This window comes from Bradyrhizobium glycinis (assembly GCF_016031655.1).
Classification (GTDB): Bacteria; Pseudomonadota; Alphaproteobacteria; order Rhizobiales; family Xanthobacteraceae; genus Bradyrhizobium; species Bradyrhizobium glycinis.
Map to the genome: position 1 here is coordinate 79,465 of NZ_JACCHQ010000004.1, position 23,042 is coordinate 102,506.

At 65.5% G+C, this 23,042-nt stretch carries 20 protein-coding genes; 18 read left to right on the forward strand and 2 right to left on the reverse strand.

Annotation, left to right across the window (positions count from 1 at the left end; translation table 11 throughout):
• Nucleotides 1-12 precede the first annotated feature (12 nt).
• Entirely contained in the window at nt 13-1,596 is a 1,584-nt protein-coding gene (locus HZZ16_RS09050; protein ID WP_197948127.1) for an ABC transporter substrate-binding protein, read from the forward strand.
• Nucleotides 1,593-2,966 carry an amidohydrolase family protein gene (locus tag HZZ16_RS09055; RefSeq protein WP_197948128.1) on the forward strand — a complete coding sequence of 458 codons (1,374 nt, stop codon included), beginning with the start codon at nt 1,593-1,595 and terminating at the stop codon, nt 2,964-2,966. The genes HZZ16_RS09050 and HZZ16_RS09055 overlap by 4 nt, the downstream gene beginning before the upstream one ends.
• Nucleotides 2,967-3,200: 234 nt before the next feature.
• Here HZZ16_RS09055 and HZZ16_RS09060 read toward each other — a convergent pair whose 3' ends face one another.
• Nucleotides 3,201-4,100, reverse strand: coding sequence for a LysR substrate-binding domain-containing protein (locus HZZ16_RS09060; protein WP_128264216.1), 900 nt, complete (start codon nt 4,098-4,100; stop codon nt 3,201-3,203).
• A gap of 274 nt (nt 4,101-4,374) precedes the next feature.
• Between HZZ16_RS09060 and HZZ16_RS09065 the strand changes: the two genes are divergently transcribed.
• The 9 genes from HZZ16_RS09065 (at nt 4,375) to HZZ16_RS09105 (ending at nt 12,571) form a co-directional block, all read left to right on the forward strand.
• Nucleotides 4,375-5,409, forward strand: coding sequence for an ABC transporter substrate-binding protein (locus tag HZZ16_RS09065; protein ID WP_197948129.1), 1,035 nt, complete (start codon nt 4,375-4,377; stop codon nt 5,407-5,409).
• A 23-nt stretch (nt 5,410-5,432) separates the two neighbouring features.
• The gene (locus HZZ16_RS09070) at nt 5,433-6,473 is read left to right on the forward strand and encodes an ABC transporter ATP-binding protein (protein WP_197948130.1); all 1,041 of its coding nucleotides are present in this window, start codon (nt 5,433-5,435) and stop codon (nt 6,471-6,473) included.
• Nucleotides 6,470-7,345, forward strand: coding sequence for an ABC transporter permease (locus HZZ16_RS09075; RefSeq protein WP_197948131.1), 876 nt, complete (start codon nt 6,470-6,472; stop codon nt 7,343-7,345). The genes HZZ16_RS09070 and HZZ16_RS09075 overlap by 4 nt, the downstream gene beginning before the upstream one ends.
• Nucleotides 7,342-8,148, forward strand: coding sequence for an ABC transporter permease (locus HZZ16_RS09080; protein WP_197948132.1), 807 nt, complete (start codon nt 7,342-7,344; stop codon nt 8,146-8,148). The genes HZZ16_RS09075 and HZZ16_RS09080 overlap by 4 nt, the downstream gene beginning before the upstream one ends.
• A gap of 8 nt (nt 8,149-8,156) precedes the next feature.
• Nucleotides 8,157-9,293, forward strand: coding sequence for an NAD(P)/FAD-dependent oxidoreductase (locus HZZ16_RS09085; RefSeq protein WP_197948133.1), 1,137 nt, complete (start codon nt 8,157-8,159; stop codon nt 9,291-9,293).
• A 31-nt stretch (nt 9,294-9,324) separates the two neighbouring features.
• Nucleotides 9,325-9,621 carry a (2Fe-2S)-binding protein gene (locus HZZ16_RS09090; RefSeq protein WP_197948134.1) on the forward strand — a complete coding sequence of 99 codons (297 nt, stop codon included), beginning with the start codon at nt 9,325-9,327 and terminating at the stop codon, nt 9,619-9,621.
• Nucleotides 9,618-11,036 (forward strand): FAD/NAD(P)-dependent oxidoreductase, encoded by a 1,419-nt coding sequence (locus HZZ16_RS09095; RefSeq protein ID WP_197948135.1) that lies wholly within the window; start codon nt 9,618-9,620, stop codon nt 11,034-11,036. The genes HZZ16_RS09090 and HZZ16_RS09095 overlap by 4 nt, the downstream gene beginning before the upstream one ends.
• The gene (locus tag HZZ16_RS09100; protein WP_197948136.1) at nt 11,033-12,154 is read left to right on the forward strand and encodes an NAD(P)/FAD-dependent oxidoreductase; all 1,122 of its coding nucleotides are present in this window, start codon (nt 11,033-11,035) and stop codon (nt 12,152-12,154) included. The genes HZZ16_RS09095 and HZZ16_RS09100 overlap by 4 nt, the downstream gene beginning before the upstream one ends.
• 69 nt (nt 12,155-12,223) lie before the next feature.
• Nucleotides 12,224-12,571, forward strand: coding sequence for a RidA family protein (locus HZZ16_RS09105; protein ID WP_197948137.1), 348 nt, complete (start codon nt 12,224-12,226; stop codon nt 12,569-12,571).
• A 259-nt stretch (nt 12,572-12,830) separates the two neighbouring features.
• On the opposite strand, the gene HZZ16_RS09110 is transcribed toward HZZ16_RS09105, so the two are convergent.
• Complete coding sequence (locus tag HZZ16_RS09110; RefSeq protein WP_197948138.1) at nt 12,831-14,165, reverse strand: dicarboxylate/amino acid:cation symporter; 1,335 nt, start codon at nt 14,163-14,165, stop codon at nt 12,831-12,833.
• Nucleotides 14,166-14,289: 124 nt separating this feature from the next.
• Here HZZ16_RS09110 and HZZ16_RS09115 point away from each other — a divergent pair, with 124 nt between their 5' ends.
• From HZZ16_RS09115 to HZZ16_RS09145, 7 genes are all read left to right on the forward strand, one after another.
• Nucleotides 14,290-15,603, forward strand: a complete 1,314-nt coding sequence (locus HZZ16_RS09115; RefSeq protein ID WP_197948139.1) for a solute carrier family 23 protein — start codon at nt 14,290-14,292, stop codon at nt 15,601-15,603.
• A gap of 171 nt (nt 15,604-15,774) precedes the next feature.
• Nucleotides 15,775-16,611, forward strand: coding sequence for an SDR family oxidoreductase (locus HZZ16_RS09120; protein WP_197948140.1), 837 nt, complete (start codon nt 15,775-15,777; stop codon nt 16,609-16,611).
• 57 nt (nt 16,612-16,668) lie between these two features.
• Nucleotides 16,669-17,490 (forward strand): NAD-dependent protein deacetylase, encoded by an 822-nt coding sequence (locus tag HZZ16_RS09125; RefSeq protein WP_197948141.1) that lies wholly within the window; start codon nt 16,669-16,671, stop codon nt 17,488-17,490.
• A 141-nt stretch (nt 17,491-17,631) separates the two neighbouring features.
• Nucleotides 17,632-19,716 carry a hydantoinase/oxoprolinase family protein gene (locus tag HZZ16_RS09130; RefSeq protein WP_197948142.1) on the forward strand — a complete coding sequence of 695 codons (2,085 nt, stop codon included), beginning with the start codon at nt 17,632-17,634 and terminating at the stop codon, nt 19,714-19,716.
• A gap of 2 nt (nt 19,717-19,718) precedes the next feature.
• Nucleotides 19,719-21,377, forward strand: coding sequence for a hydantoinase B/oxoprolinase family protein (locus HZZ16_RS09135; protein WP_197948143.1), 1,659 nt, complete (start codon nt 19,719-19,721; stop codon nt 21,375-21,377).
• Nucleotides 21,378-21,410: 33 nt separating this feature from the next.
• A complete protein-coding gene (locus tag HZZ16_RS09140; RefSeq protein WP_197948144.1) occupies nt 21,411-22,412 on the forward strand; it encodes a TRAP transporter substrate-binding protein in 1,002 nt (333 codons plus the stop codon).
• Between the two features lie 9 nt (nt 22,413-22,421).
• A complete protein-coding gene (locus HZZ16_RS09145; RefSeq protein ID WP_197948145.1) occupies nt 22,422-23,015 on the forward strand; it encodes a TRAP transporter small permease subunit in 594 nt (197 codons plus the stop codon).
• Nucleotides 23,016-23,042: the final 27 nt, after the last annotated feature.

Below are 23,042 nucleotides of genomic sequence, written 5' to 3' on the forward strand. Positions count from 1 at the left end.
GAGCCTCCCGTAATGTCCATCTCCCGCCGTTCGCTCCTCAAGGCCGGCGCGGCGCTGCCGGTGCTATCGCTGCCGGGCATCGTTCGCGCTGAATCGCAGTCCACGCTGCGCTTCATCCCTGTGATCGATCTCGCCTTCGTCGATCCCATCTATTCGACCGCGCAGGTGTCGCGAAACCATGGCTTCATGGTCTACGACACGCTCTACGGCATGAGCTCCTCGCTCCAGGTCTCGCCGCAGATGCTGTCGGGCCACGTCGTGTCCGGCGACCAATTGCAGTGGGACCTCACGCTTCGCGACGGCCTGTTCTGGCACGACGGCGAGCGCGTGCTGGCGCGGGATTGCGTTGCCAGCATCCGTCGCTGGGCCGCGCGCGATGGCTTCGGCGGCGAGCTGATGGAGGCGACCGCCAAGCTCTCGGCCGCCGACGACCCCACCATCCGCTTCCGTCTGAAGCGTCCGTTCCCGCTGCTGCCGCAGGCGCTCGGCAAGGCCGCGATCAACGCCTGTTTCATGATGCCGGAGCGGCTGGCGAGCCAGGATCCGTTCAAGCCGCTCACCGAGGTCATCGGCAGCGGCCCGTTCCGCTATCTCGCTGACGAGCGCGTGCAGGGCGCGCGCAACGCCTATGCCAGGTTCGAGCGCTACCAGCCGCGCACCGACGGCAAGCCGGATTGGACCGCTGGGCCGAAGATCGTGCACTACGACCGCGTGGTCTGGACCACGACGCCCGATGCTGGCACCGGCGTTGCCGCGCTCCAGACCGGCGAGCAGGATTGGCAGGAGACCACGCCGCACGATCTCTTGCCGGTGATCAAGGCGGCCGGTGACATCGAGACGCGCATCCTCGATCCCAGAGGCTACGCCTGCATGCTGCGCCTCAATCACCTGCAGCCGCCGTTCGACAATCCCGCCATCCGCCGCGCGCTCCTGGGTGCGATCGACCAGTCCGCGTTCATGGCCGCCGTCGCTGGCACCGATCCGGCGTTCCAGGTCTCACCGATCGGCTATTTCGCACCGGGCACGCCGATGGCGAACGATGTCGGCCTCGACGTGTTCCGCGGCCCGCGCAATTACGACAAGGTCAAGGCTGACCTCAGGGCCGCCGGCTATAACGGTGAGAAGATCGTGCTGCTGGTCCCGACCAACTCGCTGGCGCAGAAGCCGCTCGGCGAGATCGCGGTCGATACCTTGCGCAAGGCTGGCATGAATGTCGAATATGCCGGGCTCGATTTTGCCGTCGTGCTGCAGCGCCAGTTGAAGAAGGATCCGCTTTCGCAGGGCGGCTGGAGCGCCGCGGTCGGCAACTGGCAGGGCATCGACTGGCTCAACCCGGCCGGCAACACCAACATTCGCGGCGAAGGCAAGGTCGCCGGCTGGTATGCGAGCACGAAGATGGGCGAGTTGCGCAGCCAGTGGCTGGCGGCTTCCGAGCTCGCCGAGCAGCAGCGCATCTGCCGCGAGATCCAGGCGGTCGCGTTCGAGGAAATCCCCTATATTCCGATTGGCCTCTACAAGCAGCCGACCGCCTATCGCAAGGCGATCACCGGCATTCTCGACGGCACCGCCGTGTTCTGGAACGTGCGCCCCGCATGAGCACCACAGCCATCTTCGGCAGCTATGTGCTGTCACGGAAAGACGGCGCGCAGGATGTCTTGCGCGACCACTGGGTTCTGGTCGAAGGCAAGAAGATTGCAGCGATCACGCGCGACAGACCGAGCGCGGATCAGATCTATGACCGCCCCGGCCGCTTCGTATTGCCGGGCCTTCTGAACCTTCACAATCACTGCTTCTCCGAAGCTGTAGCGCGCAGTCACACCGAGGACGGCAACGGCCGCAAGAACAACCAGAGCATCGTCTACACGGTGCTGCTGCCGCTGACCAAGCGCGGCGCCGATATTCTGTCGGCGGAAGAGCGGCTTGCGGTGGCGCGGCTCGGCATCCTCCAGCTGCTCAAGGGCGGCGCCACCACGGTGATGGAGCCGTTCCGCAACTCGATCCCCGAAATGTTCGACGCGGCGGAGGAGATGGGCATCCGCTTCTACGGCGCGCCCTATCTGTTCTCGACCTCCGATGCCAAGGCCGGGCCTGACGGTGTGGTCCAATATTCCGGCGATGACGGCGCCGCGGACATGGCCACGTGGAATGCGCTCTATCAGCGCTGGAACAATCGCGGCGACGGCCGCATCAGCCTCGCTATGAGCCCGCATGCCACCGACACCTGCGGCCCCGATCTGCTGAAGGCCTGCGCCGCCCGGGCGCGCGAGCTTGGCGTCCCCATCACGACGCACATGGCGCAAAGCCGCGCCGAGGTCGAGACCATCGGCAAGCGCTATGGCGGCCGCACGCCGGCGCAATATCTGGACTGGCTCGGCCTGCTCGCGCCCGATCTGATGGCGGCGCATTGCATGTTCAGCAGCGACGACGATCTCAAGCTGATGGCTGCGCGCGGCATGACCGTGCTCAACTGCCCGCGCGTGTTCGCGCGCGCCGGCATCACCGCAGCGTTCAGCCGCTTCGCCGAGCATGGCGTGCGCACCGTGGTCGGCACCGACGGCTACAACATGGACCTGCTCGGCGAACTCAATGCGGCGTCGCTGATCTCCAAGATCACCTCGGCGCGCCCTGACGTCGCGAACTCACCCGAGCTGATCGAGGCGAACACGACGGTCGCCGCCGACGTCATCAAGCGGCCCGATCTCGGCCGCATCGAGCTTGGCGCGACCGCCGATCTCACGGTGGTCGATCTCACCCATCCGCATCTGCAGCCGCTGTTCGACCCGCGCCGCGCGCTGATCGCACTCGCCAACCGCGCCAATATCGATCAGGTCATGGTCGATGGCCGCGTGCTGGTCGATGAGGGACGCTATCTCGGCGTGGACGAGGCGGCGATCATTGCGGCGGGCAGCGCCGCAATCCGCAGGATCTGGGATCTGCCGGAGGCGCAGGCGGCGTTCAATGGGTGAGGGTCGCCGCTTGGGTTCGCGAGTCGGATAGGCGGTCACGCGCGGCAATATCGTGCCCGGCCCCCCACCCGGATTGCTCAGGCGCGCAATTGCGCGCCATAGCAATCCGACCTCTCCCCGCAGAAGGGCGGGGAGAGGTTGAGAGTAAGGGACGCGCCGCTCTCTCGCTCCCTCGCCCCGTTCTTACGGGGAGAGGGTGGGGTGAGGGGTGCCTCCGCAACTGAAGCTCTCAATCTAATCCTCGAACTCCACCAGCGCCTTGCGCATGGTCTCGACGAGATCCAGCGCCACCGGCGAGGGACTGCGCTGCGCCGGAAAGACCGCGGAGAATTCGAAGTCGATGCGCGGCAGAAAGCGGCGCACGACGACGCCGCGCGTTGCGAATTCCTGCGCCGTGAAGGGATCGCAGATCGCGACGCCAAGCCCTGACGACACCATGCCGCACATGATTTCCGACAGCGTGGTCTCGACCCTGAGCACGCGGCGGACATCGTGGCGGTGGAAGACCTGATCGACGAGATGCCGGCTCGACGATCCCGCCGACAGCGAGATGAAGGTCTCGCCCTCGAAATCGCGCGGCTCCAGGACTTCCTTCTCCGCGAGGCGATGACCGGTCGGCAGCACTGCGACGCGCGCCGGCGCTGGCAGCCTCTGGCTCGGCAGACCGGAATGCGCGATCGGCACCTCGGCGAAGCCGACGTCACATTGATTGTTCAGCACCCAGTCGACCACGATCGGCGAGATGACACCGAAGAACGCCAGGTTGAGGTTTGGCCGCTCCTTCAGGAAGTGACCGGTGAGCCGCGGCAGATAACCGTTCGACAGCGCAGGCAGTGCTGCGATGCGTAGCGAGCCCGTGCGGCGGCCGCGGATTTCTTCCGCCGCCGCAGTGATGCGTTCCAGGCCGACGAAGGAGCGCTCGACCTCGGTGTAGAGCGCCATCGCCGCGGCGGTCGGCACCAGGCCGGTGCCGCGCCGCTCGAACAGCTCCATTTTCAGCAGGGCCTGGAGGTCGCGCAGCAACCGGCTGACGGCCGGCTGCGTCACCTTCATCAGCGCCGCCGCCTCCGTCACGCTGCCCGTCAGCATTGTCGCCCGGAAGGCCTCCACCTGCCGCGAATTGATCCGCGCCATCCTAAATTCCGTCCATAATATTTCGGCATGCAGAGGGTGCCATTATTCATTGGACGATGGAAGTATAGGTTTGCAATCTTTTTCATCAGGACTGGAGACAGCCCGCTTTTTCGGCAGATTGGAGGGGTTCAAGCCTCCAGATCGCGCCAAAACCGCCGAATGGGGGCCGGGGCCCTGATCGGAGAGGGATTCGCGCGGAAGGAGATGCGGAAGGCGCTTCAGCCAGCGAGACTCGTCGGCACGTCACCTCATTCCGGTATGGAGATCGGTCCACATGAAGACTTTTCGCCTTCTGACCGCGGTCAGCATTGCAGCGCTCATTGCCGCCCCCTCGGTCGCCTCGGCCCAGCAGAAAACGCTCTATGTCGCCGGCTATGGCGGCTCGTTCGAGAAGACCATCCGTGACGAGGTGATCCCGGCTTTCGAGAAGGAGAACGGCGTCAAGGTCGAATACGTCGCCGGCAATTCCACCGACACTCTGGCCAAGCTCCAGGCGCAAAAGGGCAACCAGCAGATCGACGTCGCCATCGTCGATGATGGCCCGATGTACCAGGCGATCCAGCTCGGCTTCTGCGGCAAGCTCGACGGCCTGCCCTCCGATCTCTACGACACCGCGCGCTTCAAGGACGATCGCGCGGTTGCGATCGGCATCGTCGCCACCGGGCTGATGTACAACACGAAGGTGTTCAAGGAGAAAGGCTGGGCGCCGCCGACCTCGTGGAACGACCTGAAGGACACGAAGTACGCAAAACAGCTCGTGATTCCGCCGATCAACAACACCTACGGTCTCGAAGCGCTGGTGATGCTGTCGAAGATGAACGGCGGCGGCGAGACCAACGTCGAGTCCGGCTTCAAGATCTTCAAGGAGCAGATCAATCCGAACGTGCTGGCCTATGAGCCGTCGCCGGGCAAGATGACCGAGCTGTTCCAGTCCGGCCAAGCCGTGATCGCGGTGTGGGGCACCGGCCGCGTGCAGAGCTTCGCCAACACCGGCTTCCCCGTCGACTTCGTCTATCCTAAGGAAGGCGCAGCGACGCTGCTGACCACGGCGTGCCCGATCAACAAGCCCAACGCCTCGCCGCTCGCTGCGAGCTTCGTCAAGATGCTGCTCGATCCGAAAATCCAGCTCGTGATGCTGAAGGATTACGGCTACGGCCCGGTGCTGAAATCGCTGGTGATCCCGCCGGAGCTCGGCAAGATGGCGCCGATCGGGGAACGCGCGGCCAAGCTCTACAATCCGGACTGGACCGTCATCAACGAGAAGCGCGAGGAGTGGACCAAGCGCTGGAATCGCGAGGTCGAACGCTGATCGGTCGCCGCGGAGACAGCGCCATGGCCTATCTCGAGCTCGATCGGGTCGCAAAGCAGTTCGGCACGCAGACTGTGGTCGATGACTTCAGTCTGTCGGTCGGGAAGGGGGAGTTCATCTCCTTCCTCGGCCCGTCCGGCTGCGGCAAGACCACGACGTTGCAGATGATCGCGGGCTTCCTCGATCCCACGCGCGGCGCGATCCGGCTCGAGGGCAAGGACTTGACCGCGATCCATCCGGCCAAGCGCGGCCTCGGCATTGTGTTCCAGAGCTACGCGCTGTTTCCGCACATGACCGCGGCGGAGAACGTCGCCTTTGGCCTGGAGATGCGTGGCGTGCCGCGCGCTGAAAGGTCCGAGCGCGTCCGCGCCGCGCTCGCGATGGTGGGCCTCGCCGGATACGAGGACCGTCATCCCCGCCGTATGTCCGGCGGCCAGCAGCAGCGCGTGGCGCTGGCGCGTGCGCTGGTGATCAAGCCGAGCGTGCTGCTGCTCGACGAGCCGCTGTCCAACCTCGACGCCAAGCTGCGCGAGGAGATGCAGATCGAGCTGCGCCAGATCCAGCGCACCGTCGGCACCACCACGATCCTGGTGACGCACGACCAGAACGAAGCGATGTCGCTATCCGACCGCATCGTGGTGATGAGCCAGGGCAAGATCGAGCAGATCGGCACGCCGCAGGAGACCTATGAGAAGCCCGCCTCGGCCTTCGTCTCGCAGTTTCTCGGCAAGACCAACGACTTTGCCGGAACGATCGACCGGACCGTCGCGCCGACGCAGTTGGTGGCCGGCTCATGGCGTGCACCGGCGCCGGCCGGGCTTGGCGGCCCCGTTACCGTCAGCGTCCGCCCCGAAAGAATCGGCTTTGGCGAGACGGGGCTCAGCGCAAAGATCATCACACGAATCTTCCAGGGCAATCACTGGCTGTTCCAGTGCGACAGCGAATGCGGTCCGGCGATCGTGATCCGCCAGAATGACGGCAAAGCGCAGCCGGCCGAAGGCGACGCGGTTCGCCTCACCTGGCGGCCCGAGGACATGAGCGTGCGCGCGAGGGCCGGCGCATGAGCATGGCGGCCGAGGAGCGCAGCACACGCGCGCCGTGGGTGCTGACCGCGCCCGCCTTGATGCTGTTCGTCGGCGTGCTGCTGATTCCGCTGGCGATGACGGTGATGCTGTCGTTCCACGATTGGGGCCAGTACAAGGGCGTGGAGCCGGTCTTCATCCTCAAGAACTGGCACGAGATCGCGACCGATCCCTATTACGCGGAGATGTTCTGGCGGACGTTCCGCATCGCCATCTTGACCACGCTGCTCACCGCATTGCTGGGCGCACCCGAAGCCTACATCCTCAACCGCATGAGCGGCGGTTGGAAGAGTTTCTTCCTGCTGGTCATTCTCGGGCCGCTCTTGATCTCCGTCGTCGCGCGTACGCTGGGCTGGGCCCTGCTGTTCGGCGGCAACAACGGCCTCGTCAACAAGCTGCTGATGTCGCTTGGCGCGATCCGTTCACCCATTCCCTTCATGTTCACCGAAACCGGCATGGTCGTTGCGCTCGCGCATGTGATGATGCCGTTCATGGTGCTTTCCGTGTGGGCGGCGCTGCAGCGCCTCGATCCGCAGATCGAGAATGCCGCGATGTCGCTCGGCGCGGGCCCTGCGACCATCATCCGCCGCATCATCATGCCGCAGATCATGCCTGGCGTGCTGTCGGGAGCGATCATCGTGTTCTCGCTCTCGGCCAGCGCCTTCGCGACGCCGGCGATCATCGGCGGCCGCCGGCTCAAGGTCGCCGCGACGCTTGCCTACGACGAGTTCCTCAACACCCTGAACTGGCCGCTGGGCGCTGCGGTCGCAACGCTGCTGCTGGTCGCGCTGGTGCTGATCGTCGTCGGCAGCAACGCGCTGATCGAGCGCCGCTATGCGGAGGTGTTTCGATGAGCCGGAACGGCCCGCTCGCGCTGATCTTCCACACGGTGTTCGTCATCATCATGGTGGCGCCGATCCTGGTGGTCTGCCTCGTCGCCTTCACGCCCGAAGGTTTTCTGTCGCTGCCGACCAACGGCTTCTCGCTGCGCTGGTTCAGGACCATCGCGAACTATCCCGAATTCGTCCATGCCTTCTGGGTCAGCCTTGGCCTCGGGGCGCTCTCGTCCTTGGTGGCGCTCGTGTTCGCGGTGCCTGCCGCGCTCGCGATCGCGCGCTATCGCTTCCGCGGTCGCGATGTGCTCGCGGCTCTGTTCCTGTCGCCGCTGATGATCCCGCATGTCGTGCTCGGCATCGCCTTCCTGCGCTTCTTCACCTCGGCCGGTCTCGGCGGCAGCTTCGCGGCGCTGATCATCGCGCACGTCATTATCGTGTTTCCGTTCGCGCTGCGGCTGACGCTGGCGGCTGCGACCGGCATGGATCGCTCGGTCGAAATGGCTGCCGTCTCACTCGGTGCGGGCGGCTGGACTCTGTTCCGCCGCGTGACGCTGCCGCTGATCCTGCCCGGCGTCATCAGCGGCTGGGCGCTCGCCTTCATCCAGTCCTTCGACGATCTCACCATGACCGTCTTCCTCGCCGCCCCCGGGACCGAGACTTTGCCGGTCCGCATGTTCCTTTACATCCAGGACAACATCGATCCGCTGGTGACGTCGGTCTCGGCCTGCGTGATCGCGATCACCATGACCGCCCTCGTTCTGCTCGATCGCTTCTACGGGCTCGACCGTGTGCTCGCCGGCAAGGGCGATACGGGACGATAGGAGAACCTATGCGAACGGATTACGACGTCGCCGTCGTCGGCGGCGGACTGCTCGGCTCCGCCATTGCCTGGGGCCTCGGCCGGCTCGGCAAGAAGGTCGCTGTGCTCGACGAAGGCGACATCACAAAGCGCGCCTCGCGCGCGAATTTCGCGCTGGTGTGGGTGCAGAGCAAAGGGCTCGGCATGCCCGCCTATACGGTGTGGACCGTGCAGGCCTCGCAGGCGTGGGGCAGGCTGGCCTCCGAGCTGAAGCAGCAGACTGGCCTCGACGTCGCCCTGCAGCAGAACGGCGGCTTTCATCTCACGCTCGGCGAGGATGAATTCGGCCAGCGCACCGAGCTCGTCAAGCGCATGCACAACCAAGTTGGCGCGGCCGACTACAAGATGGAGATGCTGCGGCCGTCCGAGGTGAAGAAGGCGCTGCCGTTGATCGGGCCCGAGGTCTCCGGCGGCAGCTATTGCCCGCTCGACGGCCACGTCAATTCGCTGCGCACCTTTCGTGCGTTTCACACCGGCTTCATTGCGTTCGGCATCGACTATTTTCCGGAGCGCCCGGTCTCGGCCATCAGCAAGAGCGGCGGCGAGTTTCGTCTGACCACGCCGAAGGGCGAGCTGCGGGCCGCCAAGATCGTGCTGGCCGCCGGCAATGCCAACCAGACGCTGGCGCCAATGGTCGGCCTCTTTGCTCCGATGGGCCCGACCCGCGGCCAGGTCGTCGTGACCGAGCGCACCATGCCGTTCCTGCCGCATCCCCTGACCACGATCCGCCAGACCGACGAGGGCACGGTGATGATCGGCGACAGCAAGGAGGACGAGCTGGACGATCGCACGCTGAAGCCGTCGATCAGCGGCGTCATGGCCGATCGCGCGCAGCGGATGTTCCCGCATCTGGCGCGGCTCAACGTGGTCAGGAGTTGGTCCGGCATTCGCGTGATGCCGCAGGACGGCTTTCCGATCTACGACCAGTCGGAGACGCATCCCGGCGCCTTCGTCGCCTGCTGCCATTCCGGTGTGACGCTCGCCTCCAACCACGCCTTCGAGATCGCGCGCATGGTGGCGCAAGGCGCGCTTGAGCCGGAGCTGGTCGGCGCGTTCTCCGCAAGCCGTTTTGGCGGCGCAGGTGCTGCCAACAGCAGCGGTTATTGAAGATTTTGAGAAGGAGCCAAGAGGCATCCCCATGTTCAAGCGATCCGAACAGGACAAGCGGCCACAGGTGCAGATCTTCGTCGACGGCGTCGCCGTCGCGGCGCGCCAGGGCGACACCGTCTCTGCCGCGCTGCTCGCCTCCGGTGTTGACGCACGGCGTTCCACCGCAGTCAGCGGCGCGCCGCGCCTGCCTTATTGCATGATGGGCGTGTGCTTCGACTGCCTCGTCACCATCGATGGCGTCGGCAACCGGCAAGGCTGTCTCGTGCCCGTCGCCGAGGGCATGAGAATCGAAATCCAGAAGGGCAAGCGGGAGATCGGAAAATGAGCGTGGCTCCCAAGCGCGAAAACTACGACGTCGTGGTGATCGGCGCCGGCCCTGCCGGCCTTGCTGCTGCCGCAACATCCGCCGAGGCCGGCCTGTCGACGCTGCTGCTCGACGAGAACATCGGCCCGGGCGGCCAGGTGTTCCGCGCGATTTCCTCGACGCCGGTCACCGAGCGCAATCAGCTAGGCGCCGATTATTGGGTCGGGGCCGATCTCGTGCAGTCGCTGCGCGCAAGCAATGCGGAGGTGATCCAGCGTGCGACCGTCTGGAGCCTCGACCGCAATCTCGATATTGCCGTCTCGATCGGCGGCGCGTCCGCTTTCGTCAAGGCCAAGCGCGTGATTCTCGCGACCGGTGCGCTGGAGCGGCCATTCCCAATTCCCGGCTGGACGCTGCCGGGCGTGATGACCGCGGGCGCGGCGCAGACCATGCTGAAGTCCTCAGGCCTGGTGCCCGACGGACGCACGGTGATCGCAGGGCAGGGGCCGCTGCTCTGGCTGCTCGCCGCGCAGATCCTGCGGCTTGGCGGCCGCATCGACCGCATTCTCGACACCACCCAGCGCGGCAACTATTTCGCCGCGCTCCCGCACGCTTTCGCCTTCCTGACCTCGCCCTATTTCGCCAAAGGCCTGTCGATGATGCGCGAGGTGAAGGCGAAGGTGCAGGTCGTCTCTGGTGTCACCGAGCTTGCGGCTTCCGGTGATGGCCAGCTTGCCAGCGTGAGCTATGTCGCGGGCAGCAAGCGCGAGACCATTCCGGCCGATCTGCTGCTGCTGCATCAGGGTGTCGTGCCCAATGTCAATCTGGCGATGTCCGCCGGCATCGAACATCGTTGGGATGACCTGCAATTGTGCTGGTCGCCGGTGCTCGATGCGAGCGGCAATTCGTCGGTCGCGGGCATCGCGATCGCAGGCGATGGCGCGGGCATCGGCGGTGCCAATGCGGCCGTGGTGCGGGGCCGCATCGCCGCGCGCGCCGCGGTGGAGGCGCTGGCGCCCGCGGCAGCCGCAAAGCTGCCCGCAATGGCGACGCTCCGTTCCGATCTCGCCAAGGCCGAGCGCGGTCGCGTCTTTCTCGACACGCTGTTCCGCCCGGCGCCGCAGTTCCGCATTCCCTCGGGCGATACCATCGTGTGCCGCTGCGAGGAGGTGACCGCCAAGGGCGTTCTGGATTCCGTCGCGATCGGCGCGACCGGGCCGAACCAGCTCAAGGCCTATCGCCGCACCGGCATGGGCCCGTGCCAGGGCCGGCTCTGCGGTCTCACCGTCACCGAGCTGATGGCGCAGGCGCGGGGCAAGACCCCGCAGGAGATCGGCTATTACCGGCTGCGCGCGCCGGTGAAGCCGATCACGCTGGCCGAGCTCGCCGCCGTTCCGAAGAGCGAGGCCGACGTCAAGGCCGTGGTGCGCGGATGAGCACAAACGTGGATGCGATCGTCATTGGCGCCGGCATCCACGGATGCTCGACCACGCTGCATCTGTGTCTCGCCGGCATGAAGCCGGTGCTGATCGAAAAGGACTATGCCGGCCGCCACGCCTCCGGCGTCAATGCCGGCGGCGTGCGCCAGCTCGCCCGGCATGTCCCGGAGATACCGTTGTCGATCCGCTCGATGGGCATCTGGGAGAAGATCACGGATCTCGTCGACGACGATTGCAGCTTCGAGAGCAACGGTCAGGTGCTGGTCGCCGAGAACGAAGACGAGCTCGTGGCCTGCCGCGCCCGCGTCGCCGAGCTCAACGCGCTGGGCTTCACCCACGAAGAACTGATCGACGCGGCCGAACTGCGCCGGCTCGTGCCGGCGGTGGCCGAGACCTGTCCCGGCGGCGTGGTCTCGCGCCGCGACGGCGCGGCCAATCCGGCGCAGACGACGACGGCGTTCCGCCGCAAGGCCGAGCAGCTCGGTGCGACCGTGCGCGAAGGCGTAGCGGCCAGCAACATCCGCTACAACGACGGTCTCTGGCACGTCGATGCGGGTTCGGAGAGCTTTGCCGCGCCGGTGCTGGTCAATGCCGCCGGCGCCTGGGCCGGCAAGATCGCGGCTGATCTTGGCGAGCCGGTGCCGGTCGAGACCGTGGCGCCGATGCTGATGATCACCTCGCGCGTGCCGCACTTCATCGATCCGGTCGTGATCCTGCGCGGTCGCAAGCTTTCCTTCAAGCAGTTCAAGAACGGCACCGTGCTGATCGGCGGCGGCCATCTGGCGACGCCCTATCAGGATCGCAACGAGACCGTGCTGGACTGGAAGAGCCTTGCGACCAGCGCGCAGACCGTGTTCGAGCTGTTTCCGGTCATGCGCGGCGCGACCATCGTCCGCGCCTGGGCCGGCATCGAAGCCAAGATGAAGGACGACATTCCCGTGTTCGGGCCGAGCTCGCGTCACAAGGGGCTCTACCACCAGTTCGGCTTCTCGCTGCACGGCTTTCAACTCGGCCCCGGCGCCGGCGCCGTGATGGCGGAGCTGATTGTCAACGGCGGCACGCAGACCCGCGTCAGCGATCTCGGCATCGACCGCTTCCACCCTTCCACGCTCTAGCATGATCCGGAAAAGTGTGTAGCGGTTTTCCGAAAGGATCATGCTCAAACAAAGGAACAAGAGGACATCATGAGCATTACCCGCAGCATCCGCACGCCCATCATGCACCGCGCCGTCGAAGCCAATGGCTTCGTCTTCCTCGGCGGTACCATCGCCGACGACACCTCGGTCTCGATGGGCGACCAGACCCGCAACATCCTCGGCAAGATCGCCGGCTATCTGAAAGAGGCGGGAACCGACAAGTCGCGCGTGGTCAGCGCCTCGATCTTCGTCACCGATCTCTCCAAGAAGAACGAGATGGACGCGGCCTGGACCGAATTCTTCGGCGACAACCTGCCGACGCGCGCCACCGTCGGCGTCGCCGATCTCGGCGGCGGCGCGCTGATCGAGGTGGTGGTGACCGCGCTCAAGGGCTGATCAGCGATCGGCGGGAATCGAAACGACGCGAACTCTATTTTGCCAGCCCGCCAATGGCGGGATGGTCTAATCCCGCGCGAAGTTCCGAAGTCTTAGAACTATCAAACGCCCGACGCCCTGCCCCCAGCGCGTCGGGCGGAAAAAATGAGTATCAATCCGTCATCCCAACGCCGTTGTTGTGACGCGGGCCGCATCGATTTTCTACTCCGGGAAACTACCGCATCGGAACCAGGCGTCGTCTGCTCACGCACTGCGCGGCCTACGACGCAGCGCCCCCGCCTGGCTCCAGCGCCTCGCCGATCTCCAGCGGATGCGCCATGGTCTCGTGCAGCGCGTCGCGGTCGAGCTCGCCTTCGGAGATGCTGATGACGACGCAGGCAACGCCATTGCCGATCAGATTGGTGAGCGCGCGGCATTCGCTCATGAACTTGTCGATGCCGACCAGGATCGCGATCGATTGGATCGGTATATCAGGCACGATCGACAGCGTCGCGGCGAGAGTGATGAAGCCGGCGCCGGTCACGCCGGAGGCGCCCTTGGAGGTGATCATGGCGATGCCGAGAATGCCGAGCTCCTGCCAGATGGTCAGATGGGTGTTGGTCGCCTGCGCCAGGAACAGCGTCGCCAGCGTCATGTAGATGTTGGTCCCATCGAGGTTGAAGCTGTAGCCGGTCGGGATCACGAGGCCCACCACGGAGCGTGAGGCGCCGAGATGCTCCATCTTCTGGATCATCTGCGGCAGCACGGTCTCGGAGGACGAGGTGCCGAGCACGATCAAGAGCTCGTCCTTGATATAGGCGATGAAGCGCAGGATCGAGAAGCCGGCGAGCCGGGCGATTGCACCCAGCACGATCAGCACGAACAGGATGCTGGTCAGATAGAACGTGCCGATCAGGGCGGCGAGATTGAGCAGCGAGCCGAGGCCGTAGGCGCCGACGGTGAACGCCATCGCGCCGAAGGCGCCGATCGGCGCGACGCGCACGATGATGCGGATGATGCCGAAGAACATCTTCGCCGCCTTGTCGATCGCGTCCGCAATGGGCTCACCGGCCTTGCCGAGGAAGGCGATGGCGAAGCCGGACAGGATCGAGATCAGCAGCACCTGCAAGAGGTCGCCGCGCGCGATCGCGCCGAGATAGCTGTCGGGAATGATCGCCATCAGATGGGCGACGATGCCCTCTTCCTTGGCCTTGGTGACGTAGGTTGCCACCGAATTGGGGTCGATCGTGGCCGGATCGATGTTGAAGCCGTGCCCGGGCTGGAGAATCTCGCCGACCAGCAAACCCACCGCGAGCGCCACGGTCGAGACCGTCTCGAAATAGATCAGCGACTTCAGCCCGACCCGGCCAACCCGCTTGAGATCGCCCATCGAGGAGATGCCGTGCACCACGGTGCAGAAGATCACGGGCGCGATCATCATCTTGATCAGCGCGATGAAGCCGTCGCCGAGCGGCTTCAAGGCCTTGCCGAGATCTGGATAGACATAGCCGATGAGCACGCCGAGTGCGATCGCGATCAGCACCTGGACGTAGAGGATCTTGTACCAGGGCTGGTGCCGGCGCTGGATGGCTGACGGGATCGCAATCTGTGTCATAATGCGGGCTCGGGAACGGATTGATCGTGCATGATTTGCATCATGTGATGGGCGTCGCAGAAGCGACAATCACATTTTTGTCTGTTGGCACGCCATCGATCGCTGCACCGGAACCGGGGGAAACATGACGATCGCAACAGGCTCGGACGAGCAGAGCTATTTTCCACGTTGGAAGCTCAAGACCTCGGGCGTGATCATGCCGGAGGAGCGGCTGTCCTGGGGCCAGACTATCGTCTCAGGTCTTCAACATTGCGTCGCGATGTCCGGTGCGACGATCATCGCGCCGCTGTTGATGGGGTTCGATCCCAACGTTGCAGTTCTGTTCTCCGGCGTCGGCACGCTGATCTTCTTCGTCGTCGTCGCCGGGCGCGTGCCGAGCTACCTCGGCTCGAGCTTCGCCTTCATCGCCGTCGTCATCGCCGCGACGGGCTATGCCGGGCAGGGGCCAAACCCGAACCTGTCGGTTGCACTCGGCGGCATCGTCGGCGCCGGGGTGCTGTATGGCCTGATTTCGCTGGTCGTGATGTGGTCCGGTGTTGGCTGGATCGAGCGGCTGCTGCCGCCGGCCGTCACCGGCGCTGTCGTCGCCGCGATCGGCCTCAATCTCGCGCCAGTGGCGGTCAAGGCGGTGAGCGCCAATGCCTTCGACACCTGGATCGGGCTCGCCACCGTCTTGATCATCGGCGTGGTGGCCGTTGCAGCGCCAGGCCTGTGGCGCCGCCTGCCGATCATCCTCGGGGCGGTCGGCGGCTATCTCCTCTACCTGCTGTTCGCGAACGGCCTCGGCTTCGGCAAGCCGATCGACTTCACGCGATTGTCGGCCGCGCCGTGGCTCGGGCTGCCGAACTTCACGGCGCCGAGCTTTCAGGCCGATGCGATCTTCCTCATCGCGCCGGTTGCGGTCATTCTCGTTGCTGAGAACCTCGGGCACATCAAGGCCGTCGGCGCCATGACGGGCCGGAACCTCGATGCCTATCTCGGCCGCGCCCTGTTCGCGGACAGTCTCGCGACCATCGTGGCGGCGTGCGGCGGTGGCACCGGCGTCACCACCTACGCCGAGAACATCGGCGTGATGGCGGCGACCAAGGTCTATTCGACCCTGCTGTTTGCGTTCGCAGCCTTGGTGTCGATCCTGCTCGGCTTCTCGCCGAAATTCGGCGCGCTCATCTTGTCCATCCCGGGTCCCGTCATTGGGGGGCTTTCGATCGTGCTGTTCGGGCTGATCGCGGCGATGGCCGGACGAATCTGGGTCGAGAACAAGGTCGACTTTGCCAATCCTGCGAACCTCATCACCGTCGCGGTGGCGCTGATCGCAGGGGCCGGCGATCTCACGCTCAAATTCGGTGCGTTCACGATCGGCGGCATCGGCACTGCGACTTTCGGCGCGATCATCCTCTATCAAATCCTGACCTCGCCGCTCGCGCAGCCAGTCGACTAAAGCGCGATGCGATTAGGATTGATCGTCATCGCGCTTTAGGTTGTTGTTTGAGCATGATCCTTTCGGAAAACCGCTACACACTTTTCCGGATCATGCTCTAGATCCCGGCATCTGCGAGGGATGGAACAAAACGCCGGTTCCATCCATGATGATGCATCCCGGAGAGAACACATGCCGCAAACCGAACGCTCGACCTCGTTTCCCTCGCGCCTCGTCGGCCAGTACGCGCTGGTGACCGGCGCCTCCCAAGGCATCGGCCGCGCCGTCGCCATCCGGCTGGCGCAGGAAGGCGCGACCGTCGCCATCAACTATTTCGATCACGCCGGCAACGCCGAGGAGACCCTCGCGCTGGCGCGAACGGCATCGAGCGATCGCGGCCACGGCAGGCTCGACCATATCGTCGTCAAGGCCGATATCGGGGTCGAGCAGGACATCGCCGCGATGTTCGAGACCGTCCTGGCGCGCTTCAAGCGCCTCGACTGTCTCGTCAACAATGCCGGCTTCCAGCGGGAATCGCCGAGCGAGGGGCTCGACGTCGAAACCTACCGCCGCATCATCGACGTCAATCTCAACGGCGCCGTGCTCTGCGCGCACAAGGCGCTGGCGCATTTCGTCGCGCGTGGCGGAGGTGGCAGCATCATCAACTGCTCCAGCGTCCACCAGATCATCCCAAAGCCCGGCTATCTCGCTTATTCCATCAGCAAGAGCGGTATGGCCGGTCTCACCCGCACGCTGGCGCTCGAATTCGCGCGGCACGGCATCCGCGTCAATGCGGTCGGTCCCGGCGCAATCGATACGCCGATCAACGCGGCCTGGACCGGCGATCCCGAAAAGCGCGGTGTCGTCACCAGCCACATTCCGCTCGGCCGCGTCGGCACTCCCGAAGAGATCGCGGCGGTGTTCGCCTTCCTCGCCTCGGACGATTCCAGCTACATCACCGGGCAGACCATCTATGCCTGCGGAGGCATCACGCTGTTTCCGGAGTTTCGCGAGAACTGGGCGAGCTAAACTCGGGCCGCCACGCGGCATCTGGCAGAATCCGCCGGCGCAGACTACATCTGCACCATGACGAGTTCTCCGCTGGCAGATTCCCCACTCCAGGATTTCGTCGGCCGGCACGAAAAACTATTCGTGCTGACCGGCGCCGGCTGCAGCACCAATTCGGGCATTCCCGATTATCGCGACAGCCAGGGCAACTGGAAGCGGACCCAGCCGGTCAATTTCCAGGCTTTCATGTCGGACGAGCCGACGCGCCGGCGCTATTGGGCGCGCAGCCTGATCGGCTGGCGGCGGTTCGGCCAGGCGAAGCCGAACGATGCGCATCGCGCGTTGGCCCGGCTCGAGGCGAATGGCCGGTGCGGGATGCTGCTGACGCAGAATGTCGACCGGCTGCATCAGTCGGCCGGCCACCGGCAGGTGATCGACCTGCACGGCCGGCTCGATCTGGTCCGCTGCATGGGCTGCGGTCGCAAGACGCGTCGCGACCAGTTTCAGCACGCTCTCGGCCGCGCCAATGCGGCATGGCTGACGCTTGATGCCGCGGATGCACCTGATGGCGACGCCGATCTGGAGCACGAGGATTTTTCCTCCTTCGAGGTGCCGCCTTGCGAAGCCTGCGGCGGCATTCTCAAGCCCGACGTGGTGTTCTTCGGCGAGAATGTGCCGCGCGATGTGGTGGCCAAGGCGCAGGATCATCTGGGGCAGGCCGATGCCATGCTGATCGTCGGCTCGTCATTGATGGTCTATTCCGGCTTCCGCTTCGTGCAGGCTGCCGCGAAACGGCAGATTCCGATCGCCGCGATCAATCTCGGGCGTACCCGTGCCGACGATCTCTTGACGCTGAAGGTCGAGGAGCGCTGCGAAGCGGCGCTTGCATTCCTGCTCTGATCGCGCTCACGGCGAACACGCCTTGCCTATTGCATAGGTGCCGCGCAAAATAGCCGGGCACAGCGTTGCCGGCATGCCTCATGGCACGGGAATTGCTGCGCTTTTGGACCCAGTCTTGACGACCAGCACGGAGAATTTGGAATGCTTGAGGGAGCCGAGGTACGGCTTGCCGTGGATATCGGTGGCACCTTCACCGACATCGTGCTGGACGTGGGACAAGACCGCAAAACCCGCAAGGTGTTGACGACCCCGCAGCGCCCCGAGCAGGCGGTGCTGGACGGCATGCGGCTCATTCTTGCCGATGCACGTGCCCATATCAGCGATATCGACGTCTTCATCCATGGCACGACGCTCGCGACCAATGCGATCATCGAACGGCGCGGCGCCAAGACGGCGCTGATCGCAACCGAAGGCTTTCGCGACGTGCTCGATATCGGCACCGAGAGCCGGTACGACCAGTACGATCTCAGCATCGACAAGCCGAAGCCGCTGGCCCCGCGCAGCCTCCGCTTCACGGTGCCGGAGCGCATCGACGCCCATGGCGCCGTCCGCCTCCCGCTCGACGAGACGGCCGTGCGCGCGCTCGCGCCGAAATTGCGTGAGCTCGGCGTCGAGAGCGTCGCGATCGCCTTCCTGCACTCCTACGCCAATCCCGAGCACGAGCGACGCGCAGCGGCGATCCTGGCCGAGGAGATGCCCGGCATCTCCGTGACGGTGTCTTCCGCCGTCTGTCCCGAAATTCGCGAGTACGAGCGCACATCGACTGCGGTCGCGAACGCCTATGTGCAACCCCTGATCGACGGCTATCTCGCCCGCATGGCCGACGCCCTGCAGGTCGAGCAGTTTCGTGGCGCCATCTATCTGGTCACCTCGGGCGGAGGTGTCACCTCGATCGAGACGGCGCGGCGCTTTCCGGTGCGTCTCGTCGAATCCGGGCCTGCCGGCGGCGCGATCTTCGCTGCACAGATCGCGGCGCGGCTCGGCGAGAGCAAGGTGCTGTCCTTCGACATGGGCGGCACCACGGCCAAGATCTGCCTGATCGAGAAATACCAGCCCGAGACCTCGCGCGTGTTCGAGGTCGATCGCGCCGCGCGCTTCCTCAAGGGCTCCGGCCTGCCGGTGCGCATCCCCGTGATCGAGATGGTCGAGATCGGCGCCGGCGGCGGTTCGATCGCCCATGTCGATGCGATGAAGCGCGTCACCGTCGGCCCGGAGAGCGCCTCGTCGGAGCCGGGGCCGGCCTGCTATGGCCGAGGCGGCCAGCGTCCGGCGGTGACGGATGCCGACGTCGCGCTCGGCATGATCGATCCCGATGCCTTTGCGGCCGGCACAATCAAGCTCGATCCGGAGCTGTCGAAACAGGCGCTGCTGCGCGATGTCGGTGCGCCGCTCGGCCTGTCCGCGGAGACGGCAGCCTATGCCGTGCACGAGGTCGTCTGCGAGAACATGGCGAGCGCGGCGCGCGTGCACGCCGTCGAGCGCGGCGCCGTGGTCGGCCAGCACACGCTGATCGCCTTCGGCGGTGCCGCGCCGCTGCATGCGGCGCGCGTCGCCGAAAAGATCGGCGTCTCCCGCGTGATCGTGCCGTCGAATGCCGGCGTCGGCTCGGCGGTCGGCTTTCTGGCCGCGCCGATCGCCTATGAGCTGGTGCGCAGCCGGCACGTCCGCCTCGATGATTTCGACACCGCGGCCGTCTCCGACTTACTTCAGGAGATGGCGACCGAAGCGCGTGCGCTGGTCGAGCCTGGTGCCGCCGGTGCGCCGGTGCGCGAGCGCCGCGCGGCCTTCATGCGCTATGTCGGCCAGGGCCACGAGATCACCGTCGAGCTGCCGAACCGGCCGCTGATCTCCGCCGATCTCGCCGGCCTGCGCCAGAAGTTCGAGACGGATTATTCAGCCATGTTCGAGCGGCCGATCCCGGGCGCGGCCATCGAGGTGCTGAGCTGGTCGGTGCTCGCAACGACGGAGGCGCGCAATCCGCCTGCCGTTGCGGCGGTCGCGCGCAAGGCCGCGGCCACGGCGTCCGGCAGTCGAAAATTCTTCGACGGCCGGGCCGGAGAAGTGATCGAGATCCCGCTCTACCGGCGCGAGGACATGGCGCCGGGGGCGATCATCGCGGGCCCCGCCGTGATCGCGGAAGACGAAACCTCGACCTTCGTCTCCACCAGTTTCGACGCCCATATCGACGGTGCCGGCAGCATCGTCATGGAACGAAAGGCGGCCTGATCATGAGCAAGGCAAATGGCGCGAGCCTGATCGACCTTCAGATCATGTGGCACCGGCTGATCGCCGTGGTCGAGGAGCAGGCGCAGGTGCTCTTGCGCACCGCCTTCAGCCCGATCGTGCGCGAATGCGGCGACCTCTCGGCCGGCGTGTTCGACCTCAAGGGCCGGATGCTGGCGCAGGCGGTGACCGGCACGCCCGGCCACGTCAACTCGATGGCGGAATCGGTGAAGCACTTCATCGCTCACTTCCCGCTTGAGACGATGAAGGAGGGCGATGCCTACATCACCAACGATCCCTGGATGGGCACCGGTCATCTCAACGATTTCGTCGTCACCACGCCCTGCTTCAAGGACGGCAAGGTCGTCGCGCTGTTCTCCTGCACCAGTCATCTCATGGATATCGGCGGCATCGGCTTCGGGCCCGATGCCACCGACGTGTTCATGGAGGGGCTCTACATCCCCATGCTGAAGCTGATCGATCAGGGCGTCGTCAACGAGACGCTGATGGCGATGATCCGCACCAACACGCGCCTGCCGATCGATACCGAGGGCGACACCTATTCACTCGCGGGCTGCAACGATGTCGGCTGCGAGCGCCTGGTCGAGATGATGAGCGAGTTCAGCATCGACACGCTCGACGAGCTCGGCGATTACATCTGCGACCGCTCGCGCGAGGCCGTGCTGGCCGAGATCGCAAAGCTGCCGAAGGGCAGCTGGCGCAACACCATGGTGGTCGACGGTTATGATGCGCCGGTGACGCTGGCGGCGACGCTGACGATCTCGGATAGCGGCATCCACGTCGATTTCGACGGCACATCCGCGGCCTCGAAGTTCGGCATCAACGTGCCGCTGTCCTACACCACGGCCTATACTGTGTTCGGCCTCGGCTGCGTCGTCGCCTCTCAGATCCCCAACAATGCCGGCTCGCTCTCGCCGCTCACGGTGTCGGCGCCGGCGGGCGCGATCCTCAATGCGCCGAAGCCGGCGCCCGTGGCGTCGCGCCACGTCATCGGCCAGATGCTGCCGGACGTCGTGTTCGGCTGCCTGCGCCAGATCATTCCCGAGCGCGTTCCGGCGGAAGGCACCTCCTGCCTGTGGAATCTCAACGTGCGCGGCCAGACCCGCTCTGGCGCCGGCGGCAATTACGGTTTCTCGATGGCGGTCACCTCCAACGGCGGCACCGGCGCGCGCTTTACCAAGGACGGGTTGTCGGCCACCGCTTACCCAAGCGGCGTGCGCGGCACGCCGGTCGAGATTGCGGAAACGCAGACCCCGCTGATCTTCTGGCGCAAGGAGCTGCGCCCGGATTCCGGCGGGGCGGGGCGCACCCGCGGCGGTCTCGGCCAGATCATCGAGGTCGGCAGCGGGGTCGATGCGCCGTTCGACATTCTCGCCGCGTTCGACCGCATCGATCATCCGCCGCGCGGGCGGGACGGCGGCCGGAACGGCGAGGCCGGCTATGTCGGTCTCAAGTCCGGCAAGAAGCTGCGCGGCAAGGGCTTTCAGCAGGTGCCGCCGGACGACCGGCTGGTCGTGATGACGCCCGGCGGTGCCGGCATTGGCGATCCCAGGGAGCGCGATCGCGCGGCCGTCAACGACGACGTCGCGAGCGGTCTCGTGTCTTCGGAGAACGCAGTCAAGGTCTATGGGTACGCGCGTTGATGCATCAACGCGCTCGGTAAACGGAGGGGAGCAATGATTACGCGACGTCATTTCACCGCGGGCGCAGCAACGCTGCTCGCCGCCGGCCACATCTCGACGCGGTCGCGGGCGGCGACGACAAGCTGGGACATGTCAACGGTCTGGCCCGACGGCAATTTCCACACCCAGAACGCGATGGCGTTTGCGGAGGAGGTGAAGAAGCAGAGCGGCGGCGCGGTTGCCATCACCGTGAAGGCCGGCGGTCAGCTCGGCTTCAAGGGGCCCGAGCATCTGCGCGCCGTGCGCGACGGCCTCGTGCCGCTCGCCGACGTCCTCAACATCCAGCAGGTCGGCGACGAGCCCTTCATGGGCGTCGAGAGCATCCCCTTCCTCTGCGGGTCCGTGGACGAGCTCAAGGTGCTGCACAAATATGTGCGGCCCGAATACGAGAAGATCGCCGCGCGCAACAACCAGAAGATCCTCTACATCGTGCCGTGGCCGACGCAATATCTGCATCTGAAGACGAAGGTCGCCGACGTCGAGGGCCTCAAGAACATCAAGATCCGGGTACCCGACAAGAATGCGGTCGAGATGCTCAATGCCATCGGCATGGCGGCGGTGATGATCCCCTGGGGCGAAACGATCCCCGCACTCGCCTCCGGCGCGGTGGCTGGGGTCTCCACCTCGTCGGTTTCCGGCGTTGACGGCAAGTTCTGGGAGTTCCTGAAATACGTCTACCCGACCAACCATGTCTGGTCGTCGCAGATGCTCACCGTCAATCTGGATTCCTGGAAGGCGCTCTCCGCAGATCAGCAGAAGCTCGTCGCCGATGTCGCGGCGAAGATGGAGCCGGGCTTCTGGGCCAATTCGCTCAAGGCCGACGTCGACAGCCTCAACCGCCTCAAGGAGGGCGGCATGGAGGTGGTGCCGGTGTCGGACGCGATGATGGCGGAGATCCGGGCCAAGACCGCGCCGCAGCTGGACGCCTTCCTCAAGCGCGTGCCGGCCGCGGACAAGCCGGTGCGGGCCTATCTCGCCGAAATGAAGCGCGGCTGAGGACGAGGCGTGGTGAGCGTTACGCCCGAAGCATCGCACAGCCTCAACGCAGCGGCGCCCGCGCCGCTGCGCATCATGCTCGACGGCATCGATCGCCTCGGCCGGCTCGACGGCTGGATCGGCGGCTTCTGTCTCTTGATGCTGACGCTGTTGATGTTGTGCGAGGTCGCAACCCGCTTTCTCTCGAATTTCCTGCCGTTCTTTCCGCCAACCATCTCGATCGCGTGGGAATACTCGTCCTATCTGATGGCGGCGTCCTTCACCTTCGGCGCCGCCATGACGCTGCGCGTCGGCGGCCACATTCGCGTCGTGCTGCTGCTGAAGAACGCACCAGCGACCGTGCAGCGCGGGCTCGAGATCCTCTCGGCGGCGGCCGGCTTCGCCTTCATGGCGTTCCTGACCTCGGCCATGGCGAAATTCGCCTGGAGCGCCTTCCTGCGCGGCCAGGTCTCGACCTCGAGCGACACGCCGCTGTGGTTTCCCCAAGCGATCGTCACCTTCGGCATGCTGCTGCTGACGCTGCAGTTCCTGGCGCGTGCGATCCAGGCCGCGCTCGGCCTGCCGCTGGAAGATCATCGCATGAAAGCCTCGCCCGTCGAATGACCGCCCTATCCGCATCCGGATCCAAGA

Bases quoted from the DNA above. Each gene is read 5' to 3' on its own strand.
- HZZ16_RS09050 (WP_197948127.1), top strand. From the start codon at position 13: ATGTCCATCTCCCGCCGTTCGCTCCTCAAGGCCGGCGCGGCGCTGCCG.
- HZZ16_RS09055 (WP_197948128.1), top strand. From the start codon at position 1,593: ATGAGCACCACAGCCATCTTCGGCAGCTATGTGCTGTCACGGAAAGAC.
- HZZ16_RS09060 (WP_128264216.1), bottom strand. From the start codon at position 4,100: ATGGCGCGGATCAATTCGCGGCAGGTGGAGGCCTTCCGGGCGACAATG.
- HZZ16_RS09065 (WP_197948129.1), top strand. From the start codon at position 4,375: ATGAAGACTTTTCGCCTTCTGACCGCGGTCAGCATTGCAGCGCTCATT.
- HZZ16_RS09070 (WP_197948130.1), top strand. From the start codon at position 5,433: ATGGCCTATCTCGAGCTCGATCGGGTCGCAAAGCAGTTCGGCACGCAG.
- HZZ16_RS09075 (WP_197948131.1), top strand. From the start codon at position 6,470: ATGAGCATGGCGGCCGAGGAGCGCAGCACACGCGCGCCGTGGGTGCTG.
- HZZ16_RS09080 (WP_197948132.1), top strand. From the start codon at position 7,342: ATGAGCCGGAACGGCCCGCTCGCGCTGATCTTCCACACGGTGTTCGTC.
- HZZ16_RS09085 (WP_197948133.1), top strand. From the start codon at position 8,157: ATGCGAACGGATTACGACGTCGCCGTCGTCGGCGGCGGACTGCTCGGC.
- HZZ16_RS09090 (WP_197948134.1), top strand. From the start codon at position 9,325: ATGTTCAAGCGATCCGAACAGGACAAGCGGCCACAGGTGCAGATCTTC.
- HZZ16_RS09095 (WP_197948135.1), top strand. From the start codon at position 9,618: ATGAGCGTGGCTCCCAAGCGCGAAAACTACGACGTCGTGGTGATCGGC.
- HZZ16_RS09100 (WP_197948136.1), top strand. From the start codon at position 11,033: ATGAGCACAAACGTGGATGCGATCGTCATTGGCGCCGGCATCCACGGA.
- HZZ16_RS09105 (WP_197948137.1), top strand. From the start codon at position 12,224: ATGAGCATTACCCGCAGCATCCGCACGCCCATCATGCACCGCGCCGTC.
- HZZ16_RS09110 (WP_197948138.1), bottom strand. From the start codon at position 14,165: ATGACACAGATTGCGATCCCGTCAGCCATCCAGCGCCGGCACCAGCCC.
- HZZ16_RS09115 (WP_197948139.1), top strand. From the start codon at position 14,290: ATGACGATCGCAACAGGCTCGGACGAGCAGAGCTATTTTCCACGTTGG.
- HZZ16_RS09120 (WP_197948140.1), top strand. From the start codon at position 15,775: ATGCCGCAAACCGAACGCTCGACCTCGTTTCCCTCGCGCCTCGTCGGC.
- HZZ16_RS09125 (WP_197948141.1), top strand. From the start codon at position 16,669: ATGACGAGTTCTCCGCTGGCAGATTCCCCACTCCAGGATTTCGTCGGC.
- HZZ16_RS09130 (WP_197948142.1), top strand. From the start codon at position 17,632: ATGCTTGAGGGAGCCGAGGTACGGCTTGCCGTGGATATCGGTGGCACC.
- HZZ16_RS09135 (WP_197948143.1), top strand. From the start codon at position 19,719: ATGAGCAAGGCAAATGGCGCGAGCCTGATCGACCTTCAGATCATGTGG.
- HZZ16_RS09140 (WP_197948144.1), top strand. From the start codon at position 21,411: ATGATTACGCGACGTCATTTCACCGCGGGCGCAGCAACGCTGCTCGCC.